The 18,968-nt window shown below is 51.4% G+C and carries 25 protein-coding genes; 2 read left to right on the top strand and 23 right to left on the bottom strand.

The features are described from left to right. Window positions 1–84: 84 nt before the first annotated feature. From WDY75_RS05610 to WDY75_RS05520, 19 genes are all read right to left on the bottom strand, one after another. Complete coding sequence (locus WDY75_RS05610; RefSeq protein ID WP_063477711.1) at window positions 85–870, bottom strand: glycoside hydrolase family 73 protein; 786 nt, start codon at window positions 868–870, stop codon at window positions 85–87. Continuing rightward, a complete protein-coding gene (locus tag WDY75_RS05605; RefSeq protein WP_006212518.1) occupies window positions 857–1,309 on the bottom strand; it encodes a holin family protein in 453 nt (150 codons plus the stop codon). Before WDY75_RS05605 ends, WDY75_RS05610 begins: the two co-directional genes overlap by 14 nt. A gap of 293 nt (window positions 1,310–1,602) precedes the next feature. Next, window positions 1,603–1,740, bottom strand: coding sequence for an XkdX family protein (locus WDY75_RS05600; RefSeq protein WP_082834244.1), 138 nt, complete (start codon window positions 1,738–1,740; stop codon window positions 1,603–1,605). A gap of 19 nt (window positions 1,741–1,759) precedes the next feature. Then, entirely contained in the window at window positions 1,760–2,014 is a 255-nt protein-coding gene (locus WDY75_RS05595; RefSeq protein ID WP_231887941.1) for a hypothetical protein, read from the bottom strand. 236 nt (window positions 2,015–2,250) lie between these two features. Beyond that, complete coding sequence (locus tag WDY75_RS05590) at window positions 2,251–3,597, bottom strand: tail fiber protein (protein WP_063477712.1); 1,347 nt, start codon at window positions 3,595–3,597, stop codon at window positions 2,251–2,253. A 1-nt stretch (window position 3,598) separates the two neighbouring features. Beyond that, window positions 3,599–4,165 carry a YmfQ family protein gene (locus WDY75_RS05585; RefSeq protein ID WP_063477713.1) on the bottom strand — a complete coding sequence of 189 codons (567 nt, stop codon included), beginning with the start codon at window positions 4,163–4,165 and terminating at the stop codon, window positions 3,599–3,601. Further along, window positions 4,158–5,312, bottom strand: coding sequence for a baseplate J/gp47 family protein (locus tag WDY75_RS05580; RefSeq protein WP_063477714.1), 1,155 nt, complete (start codon window positions 5,310–5,312; stop codon window positions 4,158–4,160). The genes WDY75_RS05585 and WDY75_RS05580 overlap by 8 nt, the downstream gene beginning before the upstream one ends. Further along, window positions 5,312–5,770 carry a DUF2634 domain-containing protein gene (locus tag WDY75_RS05575; RefSeq protein WP_036644630.1) on the bottom strand — a complete coding sequence of 153 codons (459 nt, stop codon included), beginning with the start codon at window positions 5,768–5,770 and terminating at the stop codon, window positions 5,312–5,314. The genes WDY75_RS05580 and WDY75_RS05575 overlap by 1 nt, the downstream gene beginning before the upstream one ends. Then, window positions 5,763–6,152, bottom strand: a complete 390-nt coding sequence (locus WDY75_RS05570) for a hypothetical protein (RefSeq protein WP_063477715.1) — start codon at window positions 6,150–6,152, stop codon at window positions 5,763–5,765. The genes WDY75_RS05575 and WDY75_RS05570 overlap by 8 nt, the downstream gene beginning before the upstream one ends. After that, window positions 6,145–7,122, bottom strand: coding sequence for a hypothetical protein (locus tag WDY75_RS05565; protein WP_036644634.1), 978 nt, complete (start codon window positions 7,120–7,122; stop codon window positions 6,145–6,147). The genes WDY75_RS05570 and WDY75_RS05565 overlap by 8 nt, the downstream gene beginning before the upstream one ends. After that, window positions 7,119–7,763 (bottom strand): LysM peptidoglycan-binding domain-containing protein, encoded by a 645-nt coding sequence (locus WDY75_RS05560; protein WP_006212541.1) that lies wholly within the window; start codon window positions 7,761–7,763, stop codon window positions 7,119–7,121. The genes WDY75_RS05565 and WDY75_RS05560 overlap by 4 nt, the downstream gene beginning before the upstream one ends. 66 nt (window positions 7,764–7,829) lie before the next feature. Beyond that, window positions 7,830–9,608 carry a hypothetical protein gene (locus WDY75_RS05555; RefSeq protein ID WP_063477716.1) on the bottom strand — a complete coding sequence of 593 codons (1,779 nt, stop codon included), beginning with the start codon at window positions 9,606–9,608 and terminating at the stop codon, window positions 7,830–7,832. A gap of 17 nt (window positions 9,609–9,625) precedes the next feature. Beyond that, window positions 9,626–9,760, bottom strand: coding sequence for a hypothetical protein (locus WDY75_RS05550; protein WP_006212543.1), 135 nt, complete (start codon window positions 9,758–9,760; stop codon window positions 9,626–9,628). A gap of 23 nt (window positions 9,761–9,783) precedes the next feature. Beyond that, the gene (locus WDY75_RS05545; RefSeq protein ID WP_063477717.1) at window positions 9,784–10,218 is read right to left on the bottom strand and encodes a phage tail assembly chaperone; all 435 of its coding nucleotides are present in this window, start codon (window positions 10,216–10,218) and stop codon (window positions 9,784–9,786) included. Between the two features lie 583 nt (window positions 10,219–10,801). Then, window positions 10,802–11,209 carry a phage tail tube protein gene (locus tag WDY75_RS05540; RefSeq protein ID WP_006212545.1) on the bottom strand — a complete coding sequence of 136 codons (408 nt, stop codon included), beginning with the start codon at window positions 11,207–11,209 and terminating at the stop codon, window positions 10,802–10,804. Window positions 11,210–11,302: 93 nt separating this feature from the next. Beyond that, a complete protein-coding gene (locus tag WDY75_RS05535) occupies window positions 11,303–12,769 on the bottom strand; it encodes a phage tail sheath family protein (protein ID WP_063477718.1) in 1,467 nt (488 codons plus the stop codon). Window positions 12,770–12,771: 2 nt separating this feature from the next. After that, entirely contained in the window at window positions 12,772–12,981 is a 210-nt protein-coding gene (locus WDY75_RS05530) for a hypothetical protein (protein WP_006212548.1), read from the bottom strand. Window positions 12,982–12,991: 10 nt separating this feature from the next. Continuing rightward, the gene (locus tag WDY75_RS05525; RefSeq protein ID WP_006212549.1) at window positions 12,992–13,831 is read right to left on the bottom strand and encodes a hypothetical protein; all 840 of its coding nucleotides are present in this window, start codon (window positions 13,829–13,831) and stop codon (window positions 12,992–12,994) included. A 540-nt stretch (window positions 13,832–14,371) separates the two neighbouring features. After that, window positions 14,372–14,848 (bottom strand): ArpU family phage packaging/lysis transcriptional regulator, encoded by a 477-nt coding sequence (locus WDY75_RS05520; protein ID WP_063477719.1) that lies wholly within the window; start codon window positions 14,846–14,848, stop codon window positions 14,372–14,374. 296 nt (window positions 14,849–15,144) lie between these two features. Between WDY75_RS05520 and WDY75_RS05515 the strand changes: the two genes are divergently transcribed. Beyond that, window positions 15,145–15,564: a helix-turn-helix domain-containing protein gene (locus tag WDY75_RS05515; protein WP_006212551.1), complete on the top strand. Its 420-nt coding sequence runs from the start codon at window positions 15,145–15,147 to the stop codon at window positions 15,562–15,564. Between the two features lie 78 nt (window positions 15,565–15,642). Beyond that, window positions 15,643–16,068: an ImmA/IrrE family metallo-endopeptidase gene (locus WDY75_RS05510; RefSeq protein WP_006212552.1), complete on the top strand. Its 426-nt coding sequence runs from the start codon at window positions 15,643–15,645 to the stop codon at window positions 16,066–16,068. A 319-nt stretch (window positions 16,069–16,387) separates the two neighbouring features. Here the strand turns inward: WDY75_RS05510 and WDY75_RS05505 are convergent, their stop codons facing one another. The 4 genes from WDY75_RS05505 to WDY75_RS05490 form a co-directional block, all read right to left on the bottom strand. Further along, window positions 16,388–17,167 (bottom strand): AraC family transcriptional regulator, encoded by a 780-nt coding sequence (locus WDY75_RS05505; protein WP_006212553.1) that lies wholly within the window; start codon window positions 17,165–17,167, stop codon window positions 16,388–16,390. Between the two features lie 7 nt (window positions 17,168–17,174). Further along, window positions 17,175–17,771: a LysE family translocator gene (locus tag WDY75_RS05500; RefSeq protein WP_036644642.1), complete on the bottom strand. Its 597-nt coding sequence runs from the start codon at window positions 17,769–17,771 to the stop codon at window positions 17,175–17,177. 144 nt (window positions 17,772–17,915) lie between these two features. Beyond that, the gene (locus tag WDY75_RS05495; RefSeq protein WP_006212555.1) at window positions 17,916–18,275 is read right to left on the bottom strand and encodes a DMT family transporter; all 360 of its coding nucleotides are present in this window, start codon (window positions 18,273–18,275) and stop codon (window positions 17,916–17,918) included. 4 nt (window positions 18,276–18,279) lie between these two features. Then, on the bottom strand, window positions 18,280–18,849 hold the full coding sequence (locus tag WDY75_RS05490; RefSeq protein WP_036644645.1) for a TetR/AcrR family transcriptional regulator: 570 nt from the start codon (window positions 18,847–18,849) through the stop codon (window positions 18,280–18,282). Window positions 18,850–18,968 lie beyond the last annotated feature (119 nt).

Below are 18,968 nucleotides of genomic sequence, written 5' to 3'. Positions count from 1 at the left end.
TTCACAATAAGTTTTTTTCTGCGAATACGGCTGTTAGATGCTGCAAAATTAGCGGCTATTTCATGTGCCGTTAAGCAGTGCTTGTCACTTACTCTCGTTATTAAAGACCCCTACCCGGTGCAGGACAGTCATGATTCGGTAAAAATCGAAGCTGCCTTCCGGGTCATTCAAAACCTCTGCCTGCTGAGCAGCCTGTATCGCGGGTTCTGCCCAGCTTGGAACTTTTGCAGACTTTCCACTCTCTATGTCCTTGAGCCTGGAGTTCATTTGCTTCATGGTATTGCTCTGTTCTGTTAACATTTTCAATGCGGAAGCATACTGCTCGTTAAGCTGACGTACCTGCTCTTGTGTCTTTTGCAGCTCCGCTGTTAATTGTTCGATTTTCATGCCTTCCTCCTCCTCCGGACTGGGTACATCATACTGATGAAGTGCGTTTTGCTCCATAAGGGAGATCAGCTTTTTCGGATAATTGGGATCTGTAGCGTAGCCTCCCTTCCATATCTCCGTAGCTGCCGTTTTATAGTCCGCCCATAACACGCCATGGTAACGCATTGGCTTGTCTCTCGTTCCATTCAGGATGAGGCGCGTATGATCAGCAACCGATTCGCTCCAGCTGTTATACTTGCGGAACTGGGCGTTGGTTGTATAAGGTGTCTGCCCCCGGTATTCCGTTGTCTGCATGGTGACACTTCCCGCCGGACCGGTTCCCTTGATACCGAACAGATTATTTGCTTTTTGCGTGAGACCGCTCGTTCCCCAATTCGACTCCAAAATAGCCTGGGCCAGCGTAAGTGAAGCCGGTACCCCGTATTTACGCATGTCCTGAACAGCAATAGGGGCAAGTCGGGCAATAAATTCAAGAGGCTTCATTCTTTTTCTCCTCCTTTCCTTCGGTTTGCTTGTCCCCTTCTTCGGATTTGATCTGGAACACCTGTACCACATTACGCAGGGACTGAGGGATCGGTACTCCCATTCGCCCAACGTTCTCAATAATAGACAGCAGCTCATTCGCAAGATAGAAGAAAATCACGGTATTCTGAAAATAATTCATCTCTCCCAGCACCCGGTCCACCAGATGCATCAGGGCGATGATGAGAAAAATGGTCATTTTTCGTGCAATACCAGTATAACCAATGCGGCTGCGCAGCTCACCGTTCATCCAGGCCGCGCCCCATCCTGTCAGCCAATCGATCACCACGAACCATAACAACAGATGCAGCGGCAGCGACCACCCGCCCCAGACGTACCCTGTCACGGCCCCCGTCCCCGCCACCAGCATCTTAAAAATCTGACCGATGTGCTCATACATAATTGCTCCTCCTTTATATGGTTTTGAGGGTGTGAAAAAGCCCTCGGTGAGCCGAGGGCTGGATTGAAGTTAGAATTGAAGTTATTCATAGCTGATCATAATAGAGATCACCTTTTTAGTATGTGCATCACTTCGTATGCGGATCATGCTTCCGATCGCTGTTGCCCCCAGATTTTTCGTGCCTAATATAAATGAGGTTAAAATCCGGGGACAAAGGCGAACGCTCCGCTTCTCCAGCCTGATTCCGCCTTCTCCGTTGAAGCTTTTTAATGTAAGCTCATTCAAAGCAGCGTCTAGTATGCCTCGCCAGTGATGACTTCATATTCATCCGAGGTGATTACGCCAAACGCAACATACTGTCTCAATTGAGACTTCTGCGCCCACTTTTTTTCATAGTAATACTTCAATCGTTCAAAATCGTTCTCAAACATCGTCTCCCGCTCCTTTCAATCAGCTATTTTCAAGTGACAGCAGCCGCAATTCAAGCCCCACGATTTGAGCGCCCTGCGCCTCATTCTGCTGACGCAGCTCCAATACCTCCAGTTCACGTGTCACCATCTCGCTGCCTAGGCGATCCACTTCATTGGCTTCCCGTGGTTGAGGTTTTGTTAGTTCCTCGATTTCTTCCGGGGTTAAGCCTTCAATCCATAGAGTCGGCTGAGGTGGGGACTCCTGAACTGCTACATCCTCGGGTCTGCTTGACATGGAAATGCAAGGCGCAATGACCATATTCGCTGTAAATCTTAAGCGGATATTGAAACTGATAGACTAAAAATACAGTGATTGGATCGACTTTGAGATCTAAAAAAGAGACATCCCCCCATAAAAAATAGGGGGGGATGTCTCTTTTTTACGATTTGTGTAAAGCACGTGAAGAAAAAGCGTACGTTCTTCAGTTGTCTCGCTAGGTACGGGGCTGGGCTTAAGATATAGGTATTTAACTACGTTCGGTTGCCCGCAGTTATAATGGTACCTGTCCCTTGATCGAAAAACGCTGTTGAACCGCTGTTATATAGGTCGTTATTAGTCACAAAGTTTCCTTGGGCCTGGTAATGTATACGAATTCCATTCTGCGCCGAGAATCTAACTGTATTATTTTGAACGGTGTTGTAGCTTGCAGCGGAATCGATGGATATGCCATTTCGCAAACTACTAAAAATCAAGTTGCCTGCTACCCTTGTGCCGGTGCTTCGGAGGTCTACAGCGTCATAAGCTCCTATAAATATGTTGTCAGTAATGTTTAGGTGGTTTCCACCATACACCCCAGTTGTTCCGTTATCCGCAACTATATTATTGGATACGGTGCTAAAACCGGTTGAGGATAAGTCTACCGAATTCGACGATGATGCAGAATTATTTCTAATAATATTACCTAGAATGAGGTTGTAACGGCTGTCGCTAACGCGGAGAATTTCGTGCTTCATGTTTCTAATCAGCACCCGTTGGATGATAAAATGTTCACCGTTGGAAAAACTAAGTCCGCCCGCACCCCTAGTAGGATTATTTGCGGTATTACCTTCTAAGACCAAATCACAAACGGTAATATCTCCACCGTTTCCAGAAGAGGTGTCTTCATTAGTTAACAAAGTTACGTTATTAGAGGCGTTGTCGCGTAACTTAATTATGGTTCCAAAACCCGCCCCCCTGAAAGTTGTATTGCTGGGGATAGCAATAGATCTGCTGCCTACTACGAAGGCACCCTCTGTGAGCACCACTTCGCCGCCGCCAACAGGCAAACCATAGTACATTGCATCGTTTATTACATCCTCATCGTTCACACCGGTACACACATAATCTGCACCCTTTTTTGATGTTTCGGTGGCATTGCTTGCAGCGATTACAATAGTAGCAGAACGTTGTCCAATAGCCCTCCGGGCGATAGCCTGTGCTGTTCTCATGGGGGTCATGTATTTATTTTCGACAGTACCTGCTTCAGCCTCTGCTTGAGAAGCTATCCCGTAGTTCTCAACGTTTCCTAACCCAACATGCGCCTTGTTGATTCCATTTACTCGCTGATCAGTATACTGTTTTCCCGCGAGCGCTTCGTCATATGCCGCCTTCACCGCCTTCTCCGTAGCCGCCACATTCTCCCTCGTACCATTTGTGGCACTGGAGAGCTGCACTATACCCTTCTCCGTCAACGAAGCGTCTGGAACTTTAATATTCCCCACAGCCTCATCAACCTTATCCCAGTTCTCATTCAGCATCGTCTCGATGTTAAAGGTCTCATTGCCATCCACCATCGGGTCTTTTTTCAATAGTCCTAAATTCGGTGTGTTACTGGACAACTCAAACACCTCCTGCAAATTTGTTTAACGGCGTCTGCCCTAGCTCGCCCAAAGTCATCACGTCATGAATATCGCGTATGAGCAAATAGTTGAACGCATACCCCACCGCCAGATGCGCCGGCTTGATCTCCTCAATGGCGGACTTCAGATCCTCCAGGTTCGGCGGGATGCCGAGCGTATCCACGAACTTGACGGTAAAGCCCCATGCCTCCGGCTGGAAAAAAACCTCCACGGTTCCGCCGTCATAAGCTTCCGCCACATTTTTCAAAAGCGCACCGGAGAAGGTTCCTGCTCCGCGCAGCTTGGACTCCAGCACCGCCCGCCGCTGCTCGATTGGCTTGTTCCGGTCGGTGGGAATGCCCAGCTCCATTTCCCAGTGTGCCAGCCCCCAGGTGGCTGTACGGACAAAAAACTGGTCCGCCGCTGAATTCAGCGCTTGATAAAGCGCGTCCAACTCGCTGCCCTTGGCATCCATATCGGATAACATGACGCGCGAGGTCTCGTAATAGGCCGGAAGATAAGAAAACAGCTCGCGACCGCGCAAGCTGTTCATTCGGACATTATTCACTTACGCTCACCGTCCCCAGCACCGCTACCTGACCGGAGCCAATTTCAATATTTTGCTGCTCGGTATGGCCGTTAATCGTCAAATCCGAGTAGTCCACGATAATCGGAATATCCAGCAGTACAGCGGCAATTCTCGTGTAACGAACCAACGGATCTTTCCTGTTAAAAGCGATCTGCTGTAAATATGAACGAACACCGTCCTCAATCAGCTTACGGATTTCATCCATCGTCGAGGGCTGCTCCTGCGTGCGCTGCACTTTGACGGAAATATTTATCGCTACTTCCGCCGCGGGCATCACCGTGATAACCGGCCCAGCCGGGGCAACGCCTTCCCCCTGCCCATCCTGGGACGGGTCAATGTGCTGTTGAACAGCATCTACGATATCCTGGCTTGCCGCACGCTTGTCCGTATCCAGAAGATACAGCCCGACCGTACCGGGCCCTTGCCACAGCGGCGCCACTTCCACACCGCCAACGCCCGCAATCTCATTGGCCCACAGCATATACTGCGCTTTGTTGCCGCTGGTCCCCTGACTGCGAACCTTGGCGTAAAAACGCTCCAGCAGCGACTGGTCGCTTTCGGTATCCGTCCCGCTCCGCGTGGGTTCCGGGTTGGTAACCGATGTTACGCCGCTGACCGACGTCATCATAAGCTGAATGACGCCTGCCGGAACATTCCCGCTGCTGCCCGGTGTAACGGCTCGAATCGGCGCCGTGCCGGTACCCAAGTCACCCAGCGTAACGCCGGATATCGTCACATATTCCACCGAGGACTCCCCGGAACCTTCATCGGCCGGTGTGGCTACATAAGTTCCGGCAGGCACCGTTGTCCTCGGTTTTCCCGTAAACACAACACTACCGGACGAAGCGACCGCTTCTCGTCTCGTGATCCCATGTTCTGCTGTCCTCAGATCGAGTTCGACTGACCGGATCTCCGGACGATCACTTGCCACGGTGCTTGCAAAGCCGCGCCGCAGCAGCTCCTGCGCCCACAAGGCCGCCTCGGACAGCATAAATGCCACCGGTGCCTGCGCATCCCAGATAAAAGAGCCCTCCGACTTGTCGATGTCCGAAGGCACTTGATTCAGCATGCGGTTCATAATATTTTCTTCCGTCTGATCCAACAAATACAACGGCAAGTCTGCCATCAGATCACCACGCTTTCTATAATTTCCGTTTCATCCCGGACACTCGTAATACGGCAGCTGAAACGGCAAGCTTCTCCTTCCCAGGCAAAAAGAAACTGGTCCACGCTCTCCGTCCGCGCATCTGCCAGCAGCGTCTCGGTCACCATGCGCTGAATCTCACTTTCCAGCAAGGCACGGTCGTAGCCTTTGCCGACCAGCTCCTCCAGCTCGCTGCCGTAATCCCGCGTATAGATCAGATGACGGTAACGCGGCGTACGAATCGCTTTTTCACACCAGATGACCCAGGCTTCCTTCTCGTCCGCAACCGGAATCTTCCGGGTGGGTGTCATAATAAACTCGCCAGCTTCAAAATCATACCGCCAGCTCCGTCCAAAAACAGCCCCGTCTCCCTCCAGCACCTCCGGATCCGTGGCATCACTCCAGATCATGTCATCACTTTCCGGAAATAAATTAGCCACCGCTGCTCACCACCTTACACACGACCACCACGTCATTGCCGCTGTTGACCCGAACGGCGAGCACACGATCCCCCGGCTTCAAGCCTTTTCCCAATTGAAAAAGGGTGTCTTCCATTTCATGCTCTTCCACATCGAACGTCATATCCTGCTGCTGGCCCCCCAGATTGGCGCTGCCAGCAACCGTATAACGGGGTAAGGACAACAAGCCCGGCAGCTCCGCCACCATATAGTCCTGCAGCTCATGCTTAAAATCATCCAGCTTGAGTCCTGTCGAGGTTATCGTGCCAAGCACGGCCCCCACGCCGCCCACGGCTTGACGAGTTTGCTTGTTTAATGAGGCATACAGGGAGGACGCCAGTTGTCCATAGGGGTCTTTATTCAAGGTAAAACCTCCTTTTTACATCGTCGTAACTCCCCAGCTCCAGCATCATGTTACCGGGGCTGCCCAGCTCTCGACTGACGGAAATGACGAGCAGCCTCATCGAACCGAGCATCACCGCATCACCGGCGCGAATCGTATTGATGTCGGGTGCATTGAGGGAAATGGTCTCCCGAATTCCTCTCAATTTATTTCGAGCCAGCTGGCGGGCAGCCGCAGGCGACTTCACTTCATCATCTTGAATAATGGCCTGGAGCTGGCCATATTTAGCGATATCTTTTTCCTCAATCGCCATCACCTTGGACGGAACCTCTTGTCCCGTCTCACTTGCGGCCGTTGCCAGCACCTTGACCTTGGTCGCCGCACCCTCCAGCGTCCGCGATTGCGTGGTATCGGTTAAAGCCTCCAGGATATACACATCTCGATTCGTTCCAAGCTCATACAGCTCCAGCCCGGAAGAGATCATTCTCGGGTGGTACAGCTTGCCGCCGGCTTTGGCCGTTTCCCGCAGATCAGCGAACATACTTGCGTAGATCGACTGCGTGCGGTAAACGGAACGTCCCAGCTGCTTCTCGGTATCCGGCAAAACCGCAATTTTCAGGTTCCAGTCGGCTGCATACTTTTTGAACCGCTGGGTGGCCGTCTGCTTCGCCGGGAACAGGTACTCATCCTCTGATTTGTCCAGATAGACCGTACGGTCGTACAGTGTGAGGGTCATTCGCTTCACCCCGTTATTCGAAGTTTCCACTTCCCACACGACAGCCGGGTGCAGCAGGGGGACATAATCCTTCTTGCCGTAAGGAATTCCGCTGATACGGATTGCCATTCCCGGCGAGATCGGCGGCATATCCGGCGTTACGACCAGATTGACGGTCCCCTGATAGGCAACTTGTTCAAGCGAATCCCGCAGATGGATAGCTTCTACTAAGGGAGATAAATCGTACTGATCCTGCAAAATCACCTTGTAACTCATGACAACACCAGCTTCTGTCCAGGCTTGATGGCGTTCGGATCTTTACCGATCATCTTCTGGTTCAGCTTGTAGATCTGGTTCCATTTTGAGCTGTCCCCGAGCTCCAGCTTGGCGATTTTGGAGAGTGAGTCCCCTGACTTCACAATGTAGGTTTTGTTCTTTTCCTTCATGTCTGCCCGAGGCTTTTTATTCGCTCCCGCTGCCCCGCTGCTGCCCGCTGTTTTGGCTACCTTCATATCGCTCCAGGTCCGAAGCGTGATATCAAAATACACATCCCCGACCTCGCCGCCACGGAACGTGGACTGATGGGAAGCAACATACACCGGCACATTCACCGCCGTCTCGGTAATGACGAACTGCAGCGGCGTTTTATACGCCAGAAACTCGTTAAGTTTATTCATCGCGGTTTGGGGTTTAATATGATCCTTCTTATCCCCCTTGCAGAATGCTGCATCATACTCTTGCGGGAAAAATGAAGAAAACGAAATCTCCTTGATCCGATTGCCCTGGGGAAAATCAAACTCTCCATAGTTAAGAATCGTGGCCGTTTCCAGGCCCTTTTGCCGTGAAATGGTCACCTCTTCGGGATTAACCGGGAATATGAACGTCATGCCCTTTCCATTCTTCAAAAGAAACTCCACCTTGGGCCCCCTCCTTTCTGTATGGATGCGTTCCGCCCCTTTCATGCCTGTCATTATCGATTATCCTCAATAGGCCATCGGGGTCGGCTTCCGGTTCTGCGCCGCCTTGCTGAATTCGGCTCTCAGCCTCTGCCCAATCAGAAGGATCAAGCCTTCGACATCGACAGGGTGTTCCTCATGAACCGTAACCTGCACCGCACCTGGAGGAAGATTGTAGTTGACGGTTGTCTCCGTTTTGAAGTCCATCAGCAAGCCGGATATGGTGCTCATCTGGTCCGGACTAATCTGAACGGACTGCGGGGACGTTGGCTTCCCGGCAAAAGCCTGGTTCTGGGCAGCACTTGCAGGCGGCCCAAAAGTACTCATGCTTGCAGCATGACTAGGCGGCACATAGGAACCATACATCGGATTCAGAGCTGGGTTCGGCAGCAGCGGCTTGTTGAAATCAGCCGGCGCTGGTTTCGGAATGATGGGAGCAGGAAGAGCAGCCACGTTGGAATTAGGAGGCGGCGACTTTGGAGCCTCCTTCGGCTTGACTGCTTCCTCGTCTTTTTTTCCAAAGGAAAACGTCTTGGAGAACCATGCCGATACCTTCTCCTTGCTCTCATTAAACTTTTCGCTGATGCCCGTTATGGCACCGCCTACCTTCTCGCCAACAAAACTTCCAACGGTGCCGCCGAGCGTCGATCCAATCAAGGTCCCTGCAACCGGGATCACGGAGCCGACAATTCCGCCAATTGTGCTTCCAATGCCGCCGCCAACGGCAGAGCCCATGGCTTGATTGCGCTCTTTCCCTGGTTTAGCGGTAGCGATTGCGGCCGCATCGGCTATATATCCTAACGGACCAAGGGCCCGTTTACCAAGACCCTTCATTAAACCGGAGCCTAGGCCGTTTTTGCCGGCATTTTTCACTGCGTTTGCTGTGCTGCCATCGGCCGCCTGTTTTACGGCGTCTGATCCTGCACCCGTCTTGCTAGCACCTGCCAAACCTCCGGAAACGATGCCGCTGGCACCACCGCCGCCGAACATATCCTTGGCAAAATCTGAGGCCTTCTTAAGTAATTCCACTGCCCCCTTTCCCGTTGATCCAACGTTTTCTATAAAGTCCCCTGTTTTTTCAGCTCTGTTAAAAGCCTTGCCCCACTTCGTTAAAGGTTTCTCCGCTTGTTCAGTTTTGGGAACAGCAGCCGTGTTTTGATTCGCCTGACGCCCCCTATTTCTGGAGCCTACCCTTCGTTCTTTGTTGACCTCAGCGGGCTTGTTATCAGCAGGTTTATCTTTACTCCAGGCCTCGCGCATCTTCTGGTGTTTATCTTTCATTTGGCCCGTGCCACGCATAGTGGAACCAACCAACGCTACGTTCCCCAATATACCTATCGCCGTATCCCAACCAGATTTTTTCCCGCTCCCGCCTGCAGGCTTTATCGCCCCAAGCGAACTCGTAAGCTGAATCACAGCCTCCGTATTCGCCTTCAAGGCATCGATCATGGGAGTAAAATCAAGCCCCGATGCCCGCAAATCCACCATAACACTCGCCTGGATTTGCTTCTGCACGCTTAAGTTCAGATTGGTATCGATCTGCTTCTGCACGTTCAGCTTCACATTGGCCGAGGCCTGGATCACCTGCGACTTCACCCGCTGCATCTTGGCAAGCAGGTTGTCCAGCCCTTTCGAGGCGCTGTCCTTCAGCACGATTTCAGGCGCCATGCGGGTGCGCCCGATACGCATGACGCGTCCCTGGATCCGCTCAAAATAACGCTCCATCGCCCGCAGCTCACGGTTGGCCTTGATCACGTTTTTCGGATCGATGACCAGATTCATGCGGTAGTTCATGGCTTCAGCCATTTCATTTCACCTCCTGTTCACTTCAAGCTCTGACCGGCCATGCCCTCCATCTCCTCCTGGGAGAAGGCAAGCAGCAGCAGCCGCTCGCCTCGCGGCAGCAGCCAAAAATCTCCGGGACGAAGGTGATGCCGGACCCACAGATGATACAGCATCGTTGTCATTCCCCCGGAGCCGATCAGTTTTTTAGGTCAGCAATCTCGACCCCGAAGCCGGAAAGCTCCAGCACCTTATCGCCTACGGCATCCAGTTCACCCGCCAGCAGCATGCGGCGGACCGCCTGCTCTCCGCCCGACAGCTTCAAGCGGCTAGTAATCCGGGAATCACCCCAGCCGCTAAGCGTCAGACCCTTTACGGACAAGCTGCTGGTGGCCTCGGAGATCAGCAATGCATTAAAAGTCTCCGTATCCACCTTCTCGTCCACCGCGCCTTTGATCGTCCGGCGGACTGTGCAGCGCTCGCGGATGCTGTCCACTTTACTAGAGGTCAAGCCTTGCAGTACCATCTGCATATTCAGCCGCTTAATGCGTACGGTTTCCTCCGGCAGCTTCTCCGCCGCCTCAAAAAGACCATCCAAAATTTGCTCTTCGCTCATGTTCTCGTTTAAACTCATGCGTCTATCTCCTTTATGAATCAAGTAATCAAATCAAATCGGTGCCCTCAATGGGGCTGCTGCGCGAGCCAATGTCTGTTCCGATGTAGGATTGAAGCGTACAGTAGTGTACAGCGTAACAATCCCCTACCTTCAAACGCATGAGGAAATGGGCAGAACGAATCCGTACATGCAGCCACTCCCTCTATGCTTAACTTCAGCTGTCATAACACCAACATAGCGTTCATCAAAATCATCCAGCGGCTAGCCACCGGCTCCCATCGGTAGGACCCTACTCTTAAAGCGGACCCAGCAGACGCTATTTCGAATAAATGGGTTTTTTTAGAAACTGAACGGACCCACGATCCGCTATTTGCGCGAAAACACAATAAAAGTGCCAATAATAGACCCAATAGCGCATCTAATGTCCGCTAAATCTAAAATTATGGCAATACCCAAGACATAACGGAACCAGAGTCCGCTACTCAAAAGACACAAATAGAAGACAGCCGTAAAGGGGACACGCTGCACTCTGAGGAGCCATTGGCGTCCTAAAACGAACAACCCCCGACTTTACATCCTGCATACATCAAGTCTGTCCCTCTTAATCCCCCTGAATCGGATCCAGCAGCTCATACCCCTCGAAGGTGAAGGAAGTTTCTTCCTGCACTTCCTCACCCGCTGTCCAGTTGGCCAGCTGGATTTTGTCCGGCATGCAGCGGATCAGGCGAACGCGCTCATGACCGTAGGATTCGGGATCATCCAGCTTGGAGATGATATCGAATTTGGTGAAGCCGCGGGAGATCATATCGGAGGTGACCTTGTAGCCGGTCATCGTGCCCGTTCCTTTTTTGCTGCCGTTCTTGTGCACCGTCCAGTCGTTGCCGACCAGCTTCAGCTCGCGCTTCTCCAATTCCACGCTGGCTTCCAGCTTGTTAATATGCGTCTGCCATACCCCGTCAATATACGCCTGGCCATATGTCCCCATAATGACTCTTGAAGCATCCAACATGTTAAGTTCCTCCTCGAATGGTTAGGTTTTAATCAAACAAAGCCCTCTTCGGGCAGTTCGTGGTATCTTAAATACGCTGATCGGGCGTCCCATTTATTGCACGTAGAATGTTCCAAACAGCTGCTCCATCACGTCGGTCAACTTCACGTTCCACTGCAGGAAGACCTGATCGGGTTCCGGCGTGTTCACGGCGGAATCGCCATAATAGGACGGATCGAGAATGACGTCATAGCCATCAGGCTCAATGACATTGCTGAGCGACAACGAAGCGAGATATTCCTTCACGGCGCCAATCAATGCGAGTCGGCCTTCCTCCGTGTTGTTTACCTTGCCGATGTAGGTTTGTTCGGCAGCCAGCTGCAAATCCGCATGGATCGCATCCATGACGCGGATCGAACGGATTTTTTTCCAGGCATTGTTTTGACCTTCTGCCGGACTCACCAGTGTGTTGATTCCGCGCAGCGCCTTTACCTGGCGTCCGTCATAGAAGAGCACGAACACACCGCTGCGTACGGCCAGCTCCTGCTCGGAGCGTGTCCAGCGCCGGGTCACATCCTCAAAAGGCGTTACCGCGTATGTAGCAGATTGATTCAAGCGTTGGCCGGCAATGAGCCCGGCAACATAAGCAGCGGTTTGGGCGGAACTGTAGTTCACGCCGGACAGCCGCACGCCCGTACCGACATTGATAATCCCTTCGTGGTTCAATGCAAGCGAACGATCTGCCGCCAGTTTTGCTGCATCCTTGGAGGTATCGTCCGCAGCGCTCCCTCCGAACACCGCCAGCACGCCGCGTCCCTCTTGGCGGAGGCGCTTCACCCAAGCGGCAAAGCTTTGCAGCAGAGCCATATCGGCCGCATAATCCAGTGCCAGCACGTTGAACTCCTGACCTTCGACCGCATCCTGCATCTCGATGTAATCCGCGTTGGTCAGGCTGCCGTTGCCGCTCTTGCCTCCGGACAGCATGGCACCGCTCACATCGGCGGGAATACCGGCAGCATCCAGCGCTGCAGCCGTTACCCAGAGATTCGCGTCATCCGCATTGATCTGAGCCGCAATCGAAGCGGCTGAACCGTCTTCACTTGTGTAAGAACCCAGCAGCTTGGCGCCTTCATAGAGGCGAAGTTCCCGGGCTGCCGGATCAATCAGCGACGGCTGAACGCTGACCGAGAAGCCGTTGCCCCGGCTGCCCGGGTATTTAGCCGTGAGCTTCAGCACATCGGATGGCGTGGCCTCCGCATTTTGAAGCGTAACAGTTGCCGCGGCTGCTGTGTTATCTGCCAGGCGATAAGCCAGCAGCTTCTTCGGACCGCCGAGCAAGGCCAGGTAAAGCGTCTCGTAGGCCGTTGCCCCGTCCTGGTTATCCACAGAATACAGGTCGGCAATTGCAGACTCGCTTCCGATTTCTACGAATTCGCGCACCGGTCCCCAATTGGCCTTGACCGGCACAACGACCGTACCTCGGGCTCCGCCCAAGATCGCCGAAGCGGCCGCCGCCTTGAAATTCATATACAACCCCGGCAATACCGGTTTATTTGTACTTTCCCATGTTCCACCCGCCATGATTAGACCACCTTCGCTTTCATAAATTGTTGGATTTTTTCTTTGACCTCGGCTACCGTGAACAACGCTCCGTCAATTCCATACATGGCGCCTGCGAGCACTTCCGTCCGAACCTCGAACAATTCCTTGGCGTGTGCTTTAAGCTCTGCAAGTGCATATCGCGGAGCGCTGCTGCTCTGGGCTTCCGCCTTGTTTGTTTTTTTCACAGCCATTGTGGCCACCTCACTTTAAAATAGGTTGAATGTTAACGCGCCTGATCAAGGCTGCTTCTTCCGGTGAACGCAGCTTCCGCTGCGCCAGGGTCAGCTTCAGCTGTCCGTCGAGAATGGGATCGGCTTGCATATCGCTCGCAATCTCAACCACCGATGCATAGCGGCGATTCTGTGAATCCAGCAGCAGCTGAACCTGGGTGCCCAGCTCCTCCACAAGCCTTACAGCGGTGAGCTGCTCGCTTCCGGAATCCAGAGCGGCGATGTGCCCGGTGAAGGTTTTGCGGACCTCAACCATCGAAGCACCCGCCATTCGGGTCTCACAACCCGTCATCCGCCATAACATGGCGCAATCGTCCCGCCCTGCCGGCCATGCCGTGTGGTAGATGCTCCAGGAATTGCCCAGCACATCTCCCGTCCAGGCTGCCAGCGCACTCAGCCATTCGTCAGGCTGTCCGGTGAAACCAGCTCCTGAAAGCTCCGGCACATAGACACCGAATCGCATGATTCGGATCATTTTGCCTGTGGATGGATCGAACTTGTCGGCTTCCGGCACACCCAAATAATGCAGCTTGAAGCTGTTCCCGTCTGCTCCGGTAACCCGCTTGCGGTGAAGTCCCGGAATTAATTGATTCGCCCAGCGATCCAGCTGCAGCAATTCGGAAGGATTCGCATACAGCTTCAAGCGAACCACCTGCCGGTACCCCGCCCATGAGGATTTCCATACGTCCTCACCGAGCGTGATGGCCGCAAAAAGAGGCTCAACGGCCCCATCCGGCGGGTATACATCATACACGCGGCCTTCAAGCTCCGGAATGATGCCTACAACGGCCTGCCTGACCGCCCCTCTCATTCCGCAGATTGCCGGACGGCTTCCGCTCGTTCATCGGACAGGCAGCTTGTCACTACGATCACATTGTGCAACACGGCCCCTCCTTTCTGTTCATATAGGGATCGAAAATGAAGCAATCGAAACTCATCCGAAAGCAAAAAACCGGTCCTCTACAAGGCCGGCCTACATCTACACGATGCGTGTTCGATATGCTCTTTTGCTTCATTCCCGATAATACAATCTTACACCCCTAAATCGGATACGCTGACGTATCGTTGGACGGTTAAAGCGGAAATTAAAGTGGATTGTCGGCGGAAAAAAGTAAGAACACTTGTTCTTGTTTATTGTATAATCCACAACCTCCTTTGAGTTCTAACATCATGGTAAACTGCACACATCTTGAAACAAAAAAACCGAAGCGCCTCTTAGAGGTGCTCCGGTTATCGTTTGCCTGGATCCATTAGCTGAGCGTGTATCAGCTCAAACTTCCATGTGCTTTTCTAGCTGGGCATGTACCAGCTTTAAACTTCCATATGCTGTTCTAGCTGGACATGTATCAGCTCAGCTCCGTGTGCTTTTCACGGCTTTTTCCAACTCGTTCAGTTTCAGCAGTCCCCTGTCCGCCAAGGCCAAGGCCAGTTTATAGAACGCCCGGGTGCGGATCTTTGTATACGTATCCTTGCTGACCGGCGGTTCGAGGATATGGTTGTACACCTTGTAATCAAATACGTCGTCATGCTTCATATACCGTTCCCGGATCAGGAGCTGTTCCCGCTCGCCAAGCCGTTCCACAATCGATTCGATGGTCTCGCAATACTGCTTCCTCGCCGCTGGAACATCTACATTATATATAGCGACCTTCGCCGTTTGATCCGAGGTTACGTTGGTTGGCCCATGGAACCGTTCCGTGTAGGAAGCGGTGACGCTTACCTCTCTTACTTCGAATGTAATGGTTTTATAGATACGATATTTCTCGAATATCGCCTCAACGGCATGCTGGGTTTTTCTGCGATCTAATTCCGGTAAAAATGGATTCATTTTAAAACACTCCCTTTTGAATGTCATTTTCAAAGTTTAATTTGCCATTTGGCAGAAGATGGTCTCATTCTTACGTTCGTATATTGTTCGTATTTTTTCATTAATATACCACTATTTGGAGAGAGACGTAAACCATCAAAAGGGTGAACTTTTCACGAAAATAGGGATCATAACTCTCGTTTTCTTGCCTTTTGGCAATAATACTCTCTTTTATTTTACCTGTTGGCAAAGATTGTGAATGTGTTTATACTAGGGGTAGATGTCTCAGATGGACTATGGTGAGGAGTGGCCGGAACGTGGATCACATATTTGGAACATACTTGAAAGAGATCAGGGAGGATAAAGGCTGGAGCATCAATCAGCTGGCACACGCCGCTGACATCAGCGGATCACAGATCTCCCGTATCGAGAACGGGCTGCGGGGCATACCCAAGCCGCAAACCTTGCGCAAGATTGCCGATGCGCTTGAAATCCCCTACGAAGAGCTAATGAATAAAGCAGGCTATCTGCCGACGGATGCCGCACATCAAGATGAAATATCGGCTCCCGCTTGGGCAACCTCCAGGGACAAACGGGATTTTAAGAAAATGCTTGAGGATGACGGTGAGCTGATGTTTGATGGCGTCCCTCTGAATGAAGAGGACAAGCAGCGCATCAAGGACGTGCTGACCGGACTGTTCTGGGAAGCCAAACAGATGAACAAACGCAAGAAATAATCTACTAAATCTACATAATAAGGAGCTACATACCGATTACTACGATTCAACCAATACCAATATTGCAGGTGAACCGGCATGGATGATCAATTACAACCCGTAATCCGCCAGCTGATCAAAAAACATCATACCAACTGCCCTTTTGAAATTGCGGCTTCGCTGGGCATACATATTCGATTTGCAGATTTAGGCCAGACGACCAAAGGGCTGTATTTCCGTAAATTAAGACGGAGATTCATCGTCATTCATAATCAGCTGCCACCCCCTTGGCAGCGCTTTGTGTGCGCCCATGAGCTGGGACATGATCGTCTCCATAAGGGAATCAGCCGTTTTTTTCTGGAGGAGCATTCCTATTTCAGCCCCGGCAAACTGGAGCGGCAGGCCAACCGTTTTGCCATCGCCCTGTTGACGGCCAATCTGGCCCCGGGACCGGGAGAATCCTTGCACGAATTCTATCTACGGGCTGGCATCCCACAGGAAATGCTATATTTTTTTAGACTTTAATCGAACATACGTTCTGAATATGTATATCCATATGCCAAAGCTCTAAACAAACTTGAAATCAGACCCTAAAAAGTGACGCGAATGATTTCATTTGCACCGGTGGTTGTGTTCATACTTTCCTTACATAAAAAGAAATAGACCGTCCTTTGGTCAGGATAGCGGTCTATTTCTGATCGGATTTCCCATAGCAAGGCCGCCCTTATAGCGGTACCTTGTATCCCGGGATCGTGTTAGCGCACGGTCCCTCTTACATTCTATACACATTTGAACAGAGATGATGCACGAATGCCACGCATCGCCTGAAATACGCGGCTGTCCCTTACTTATCCAGGTGGGACATGTAGTCAAACGCCGTTGTGCCGTACACATTCTTGAAATGCCGGTTCAGATGGGCAAGGTCTGTGAAGCCACACTGGGTAACAGCCTGATAGACATCCCTGCTGTCCTCGATCAGATGTTTGGCGCGCTCCACTTTGCAGTTCAGATAGTACTGATAAGGCGAGAGCCCCGTATTCGCTTTAAAGGAACGGATGAACTGATACTTCGACATCCCGAACTCCCCGCTTAATTCGTCCAGCCTTAGAACATGGTCCAGGTGACCCTGCATCAATTCTTTTGCCTTCCGGGTAAAGATGGTGTCCCTCCTGCCGTCCGGGTTCAGAATATGCTCGTTAAAATGTCCCGCCAAACCCAGCAGCAGCTCGCTGCTCATTGCCTCCGGTTGACCGGTGAAAATCGACTTTGTCACGTCCAGGATGCTTTGCCGAAGTCCGGCATGATACACAACCGGGGACTGAAAACGGACAATATCCTTCTTCTCGATCAATTCCAGGAACAGCTCAGGATGAATGTAGATCATGACATAGTCGATACCCGTCCGTTCCTGCGACCAGCCATCATGATTCTGCTCTGGATGGAACAGCATCACCCCGCTTTGGTAGGAAGCCTGCTGACTGCCATCCAGCGAGTATTTCTGAATGCCGCGCAGGGTTACGCCAAGGGCATACTCCTCGTGGTAATGTTTTTTGTATTTAAAATCAGTCAGGCTCGCGGACAGCGCCGTAATGCCTACCGCTTTTTTATAGATAAACTGCTCCATCTTTCCATCACCCCTTTATGAGCTCAGGTATGCCAGATACCACGATTGCCGAATACAGCAGAAACAAAGCCAGAATCGTGTTGGTCGTTCTCCGATATTTTTGCATAATTCCTTGAAAAAGGCTACCGCACACCGCCCAGGTCATGTACGCAGACAGCCCGATTAGTGATACCGCAACAACAAACGCAGAGATGACAGGGCCTGCCGTATAATATGGCATGACATAACTCGGAATAACCGTGAGGGTGAACAGCACCACCTTCGGATTGAGAAACTGCATAAGAAAACCGGATGTGAAGGATGTCGTTTGGTTACCGGACGACTTGGATACATCCATGGTATACACTTGATACGCAAGATACAGCATAAACAGGCAGCCCGCAATTCGCAGCACCGGCAGAATGAAAGGCATGCTGGACGTCAGCAATTGACCTAACACAACCGAAGCGACAATTAATAGGAAAAAGGCAATCGATGCTCCGGCAATGTAGCGCAGCGTCTTTTTCATGCCGGAATTTTGAACAGAGGCCAAGATGACGATATTCGCTGGCCCCGGCGAGAACGCCACAATGACACAGTAAATAAAAAACGACGAAAGGTTCATGATGATAGCTCCTTACAAAGGAATTTCCTTTGCCATTATAGAGCCGGTTGCGCTGCGGGGCATAGTACATTATTGCAGCAGAACAAGAGCCGCACCAAGTACTTGGCACAGCTCTTCTCTAAGAATCCTATATGGTTGACGCACTTAGTTGCCGGACTGATGAATCCTTGGCTGTTCCTGCGCATGCGCGCTGCCTGACAAATTCAGCAGCACTACACCCGCAATTATAAGCAGGATGGAGAAGACCTTCAATCCATTGATCTGCTCCGCAAAAAACATATATCCGATAAGCGTAATAATAAGAATGCCAAGACCTGACCAAATCGCATATGCCACCGAGATTTCAATCTGCTTCAGACTCAGCGTCAGAAAGCTCAGGCTGCAGATGTAGAATACAACCAGCAGAACGCTGGGCAGCGGTTTGCTGAACCCTTCCGACAGTTTCATATTCAGGGTACCCGCCACCTCAAACACAATCGCCAAACCTAAATACAACCAATGCATAATCTTACGACCCCTCCCGTTTATCCGCGGCGATGCCAAACAGTAATATGTCCATGATGGACTCCAGCAGTTCTCCCAGCGGCAATTGATGCTTAACCGTCGCTCTCGAGTCATAAATCTGATGAAGCGACCCGAGGTACAGATCAATGAACACCGGCAGATGGATTCTCTTTAGACTTCCTTCCGCCATCCCCTGCTCCATCAGCTCGCTGACAATACCCCATTCTTCTCTGAAAAAGGTGTCCAGCTTCTCCCATTGCGGATAATGCGACCGTTTCAAATCCGGCAGCATCCCCAAATCCATCTTCTCCATCTCCTGAGGCAGACAGATCAGAATTTGGCGAAGCTTCTCCGGAATGGTAAGCTCCTCATCCGCTGCAATGTCACGTTCCTGTTCCTGGATATGCCGGATCATTCCATCAATGATATGTTCAACAATCTCTTCCTTGGAAGAGAAATGCTCATAAATCGTCCGTTTGCTGATGGCAAGTTCTCGGGCCAGGTCACTAACGGTGAAGGTGAAGCCCTGCCGCTGAATCAATCGCATCGTTTCATTCAATATTCGCTCACGCAAGTGAATACTCCCCCGCTTCTGGTACTTCAAATACTATATCAGTACCAACAGTATTATAACGCCAAACTCGGCATTAAATCCAGACATCCTTACAAAAATATGAAGAATGGCCTGTTCCA

This window comes from Paenibacillus glucanolyticus (genome assembly GCF_037333485.1).
Classification (GTDB): Bacteria; Bacillota; Bacilli; order Paenibacillales; family Paenibacillaceae; genus Paenibacillus_AQ; species Paenibacillus_AQ glucanolyticus.
Note: the sequence above shows the minus strand (reverse complement) of the source record. Positions and strands in the feature narration are given on the sequence as shown.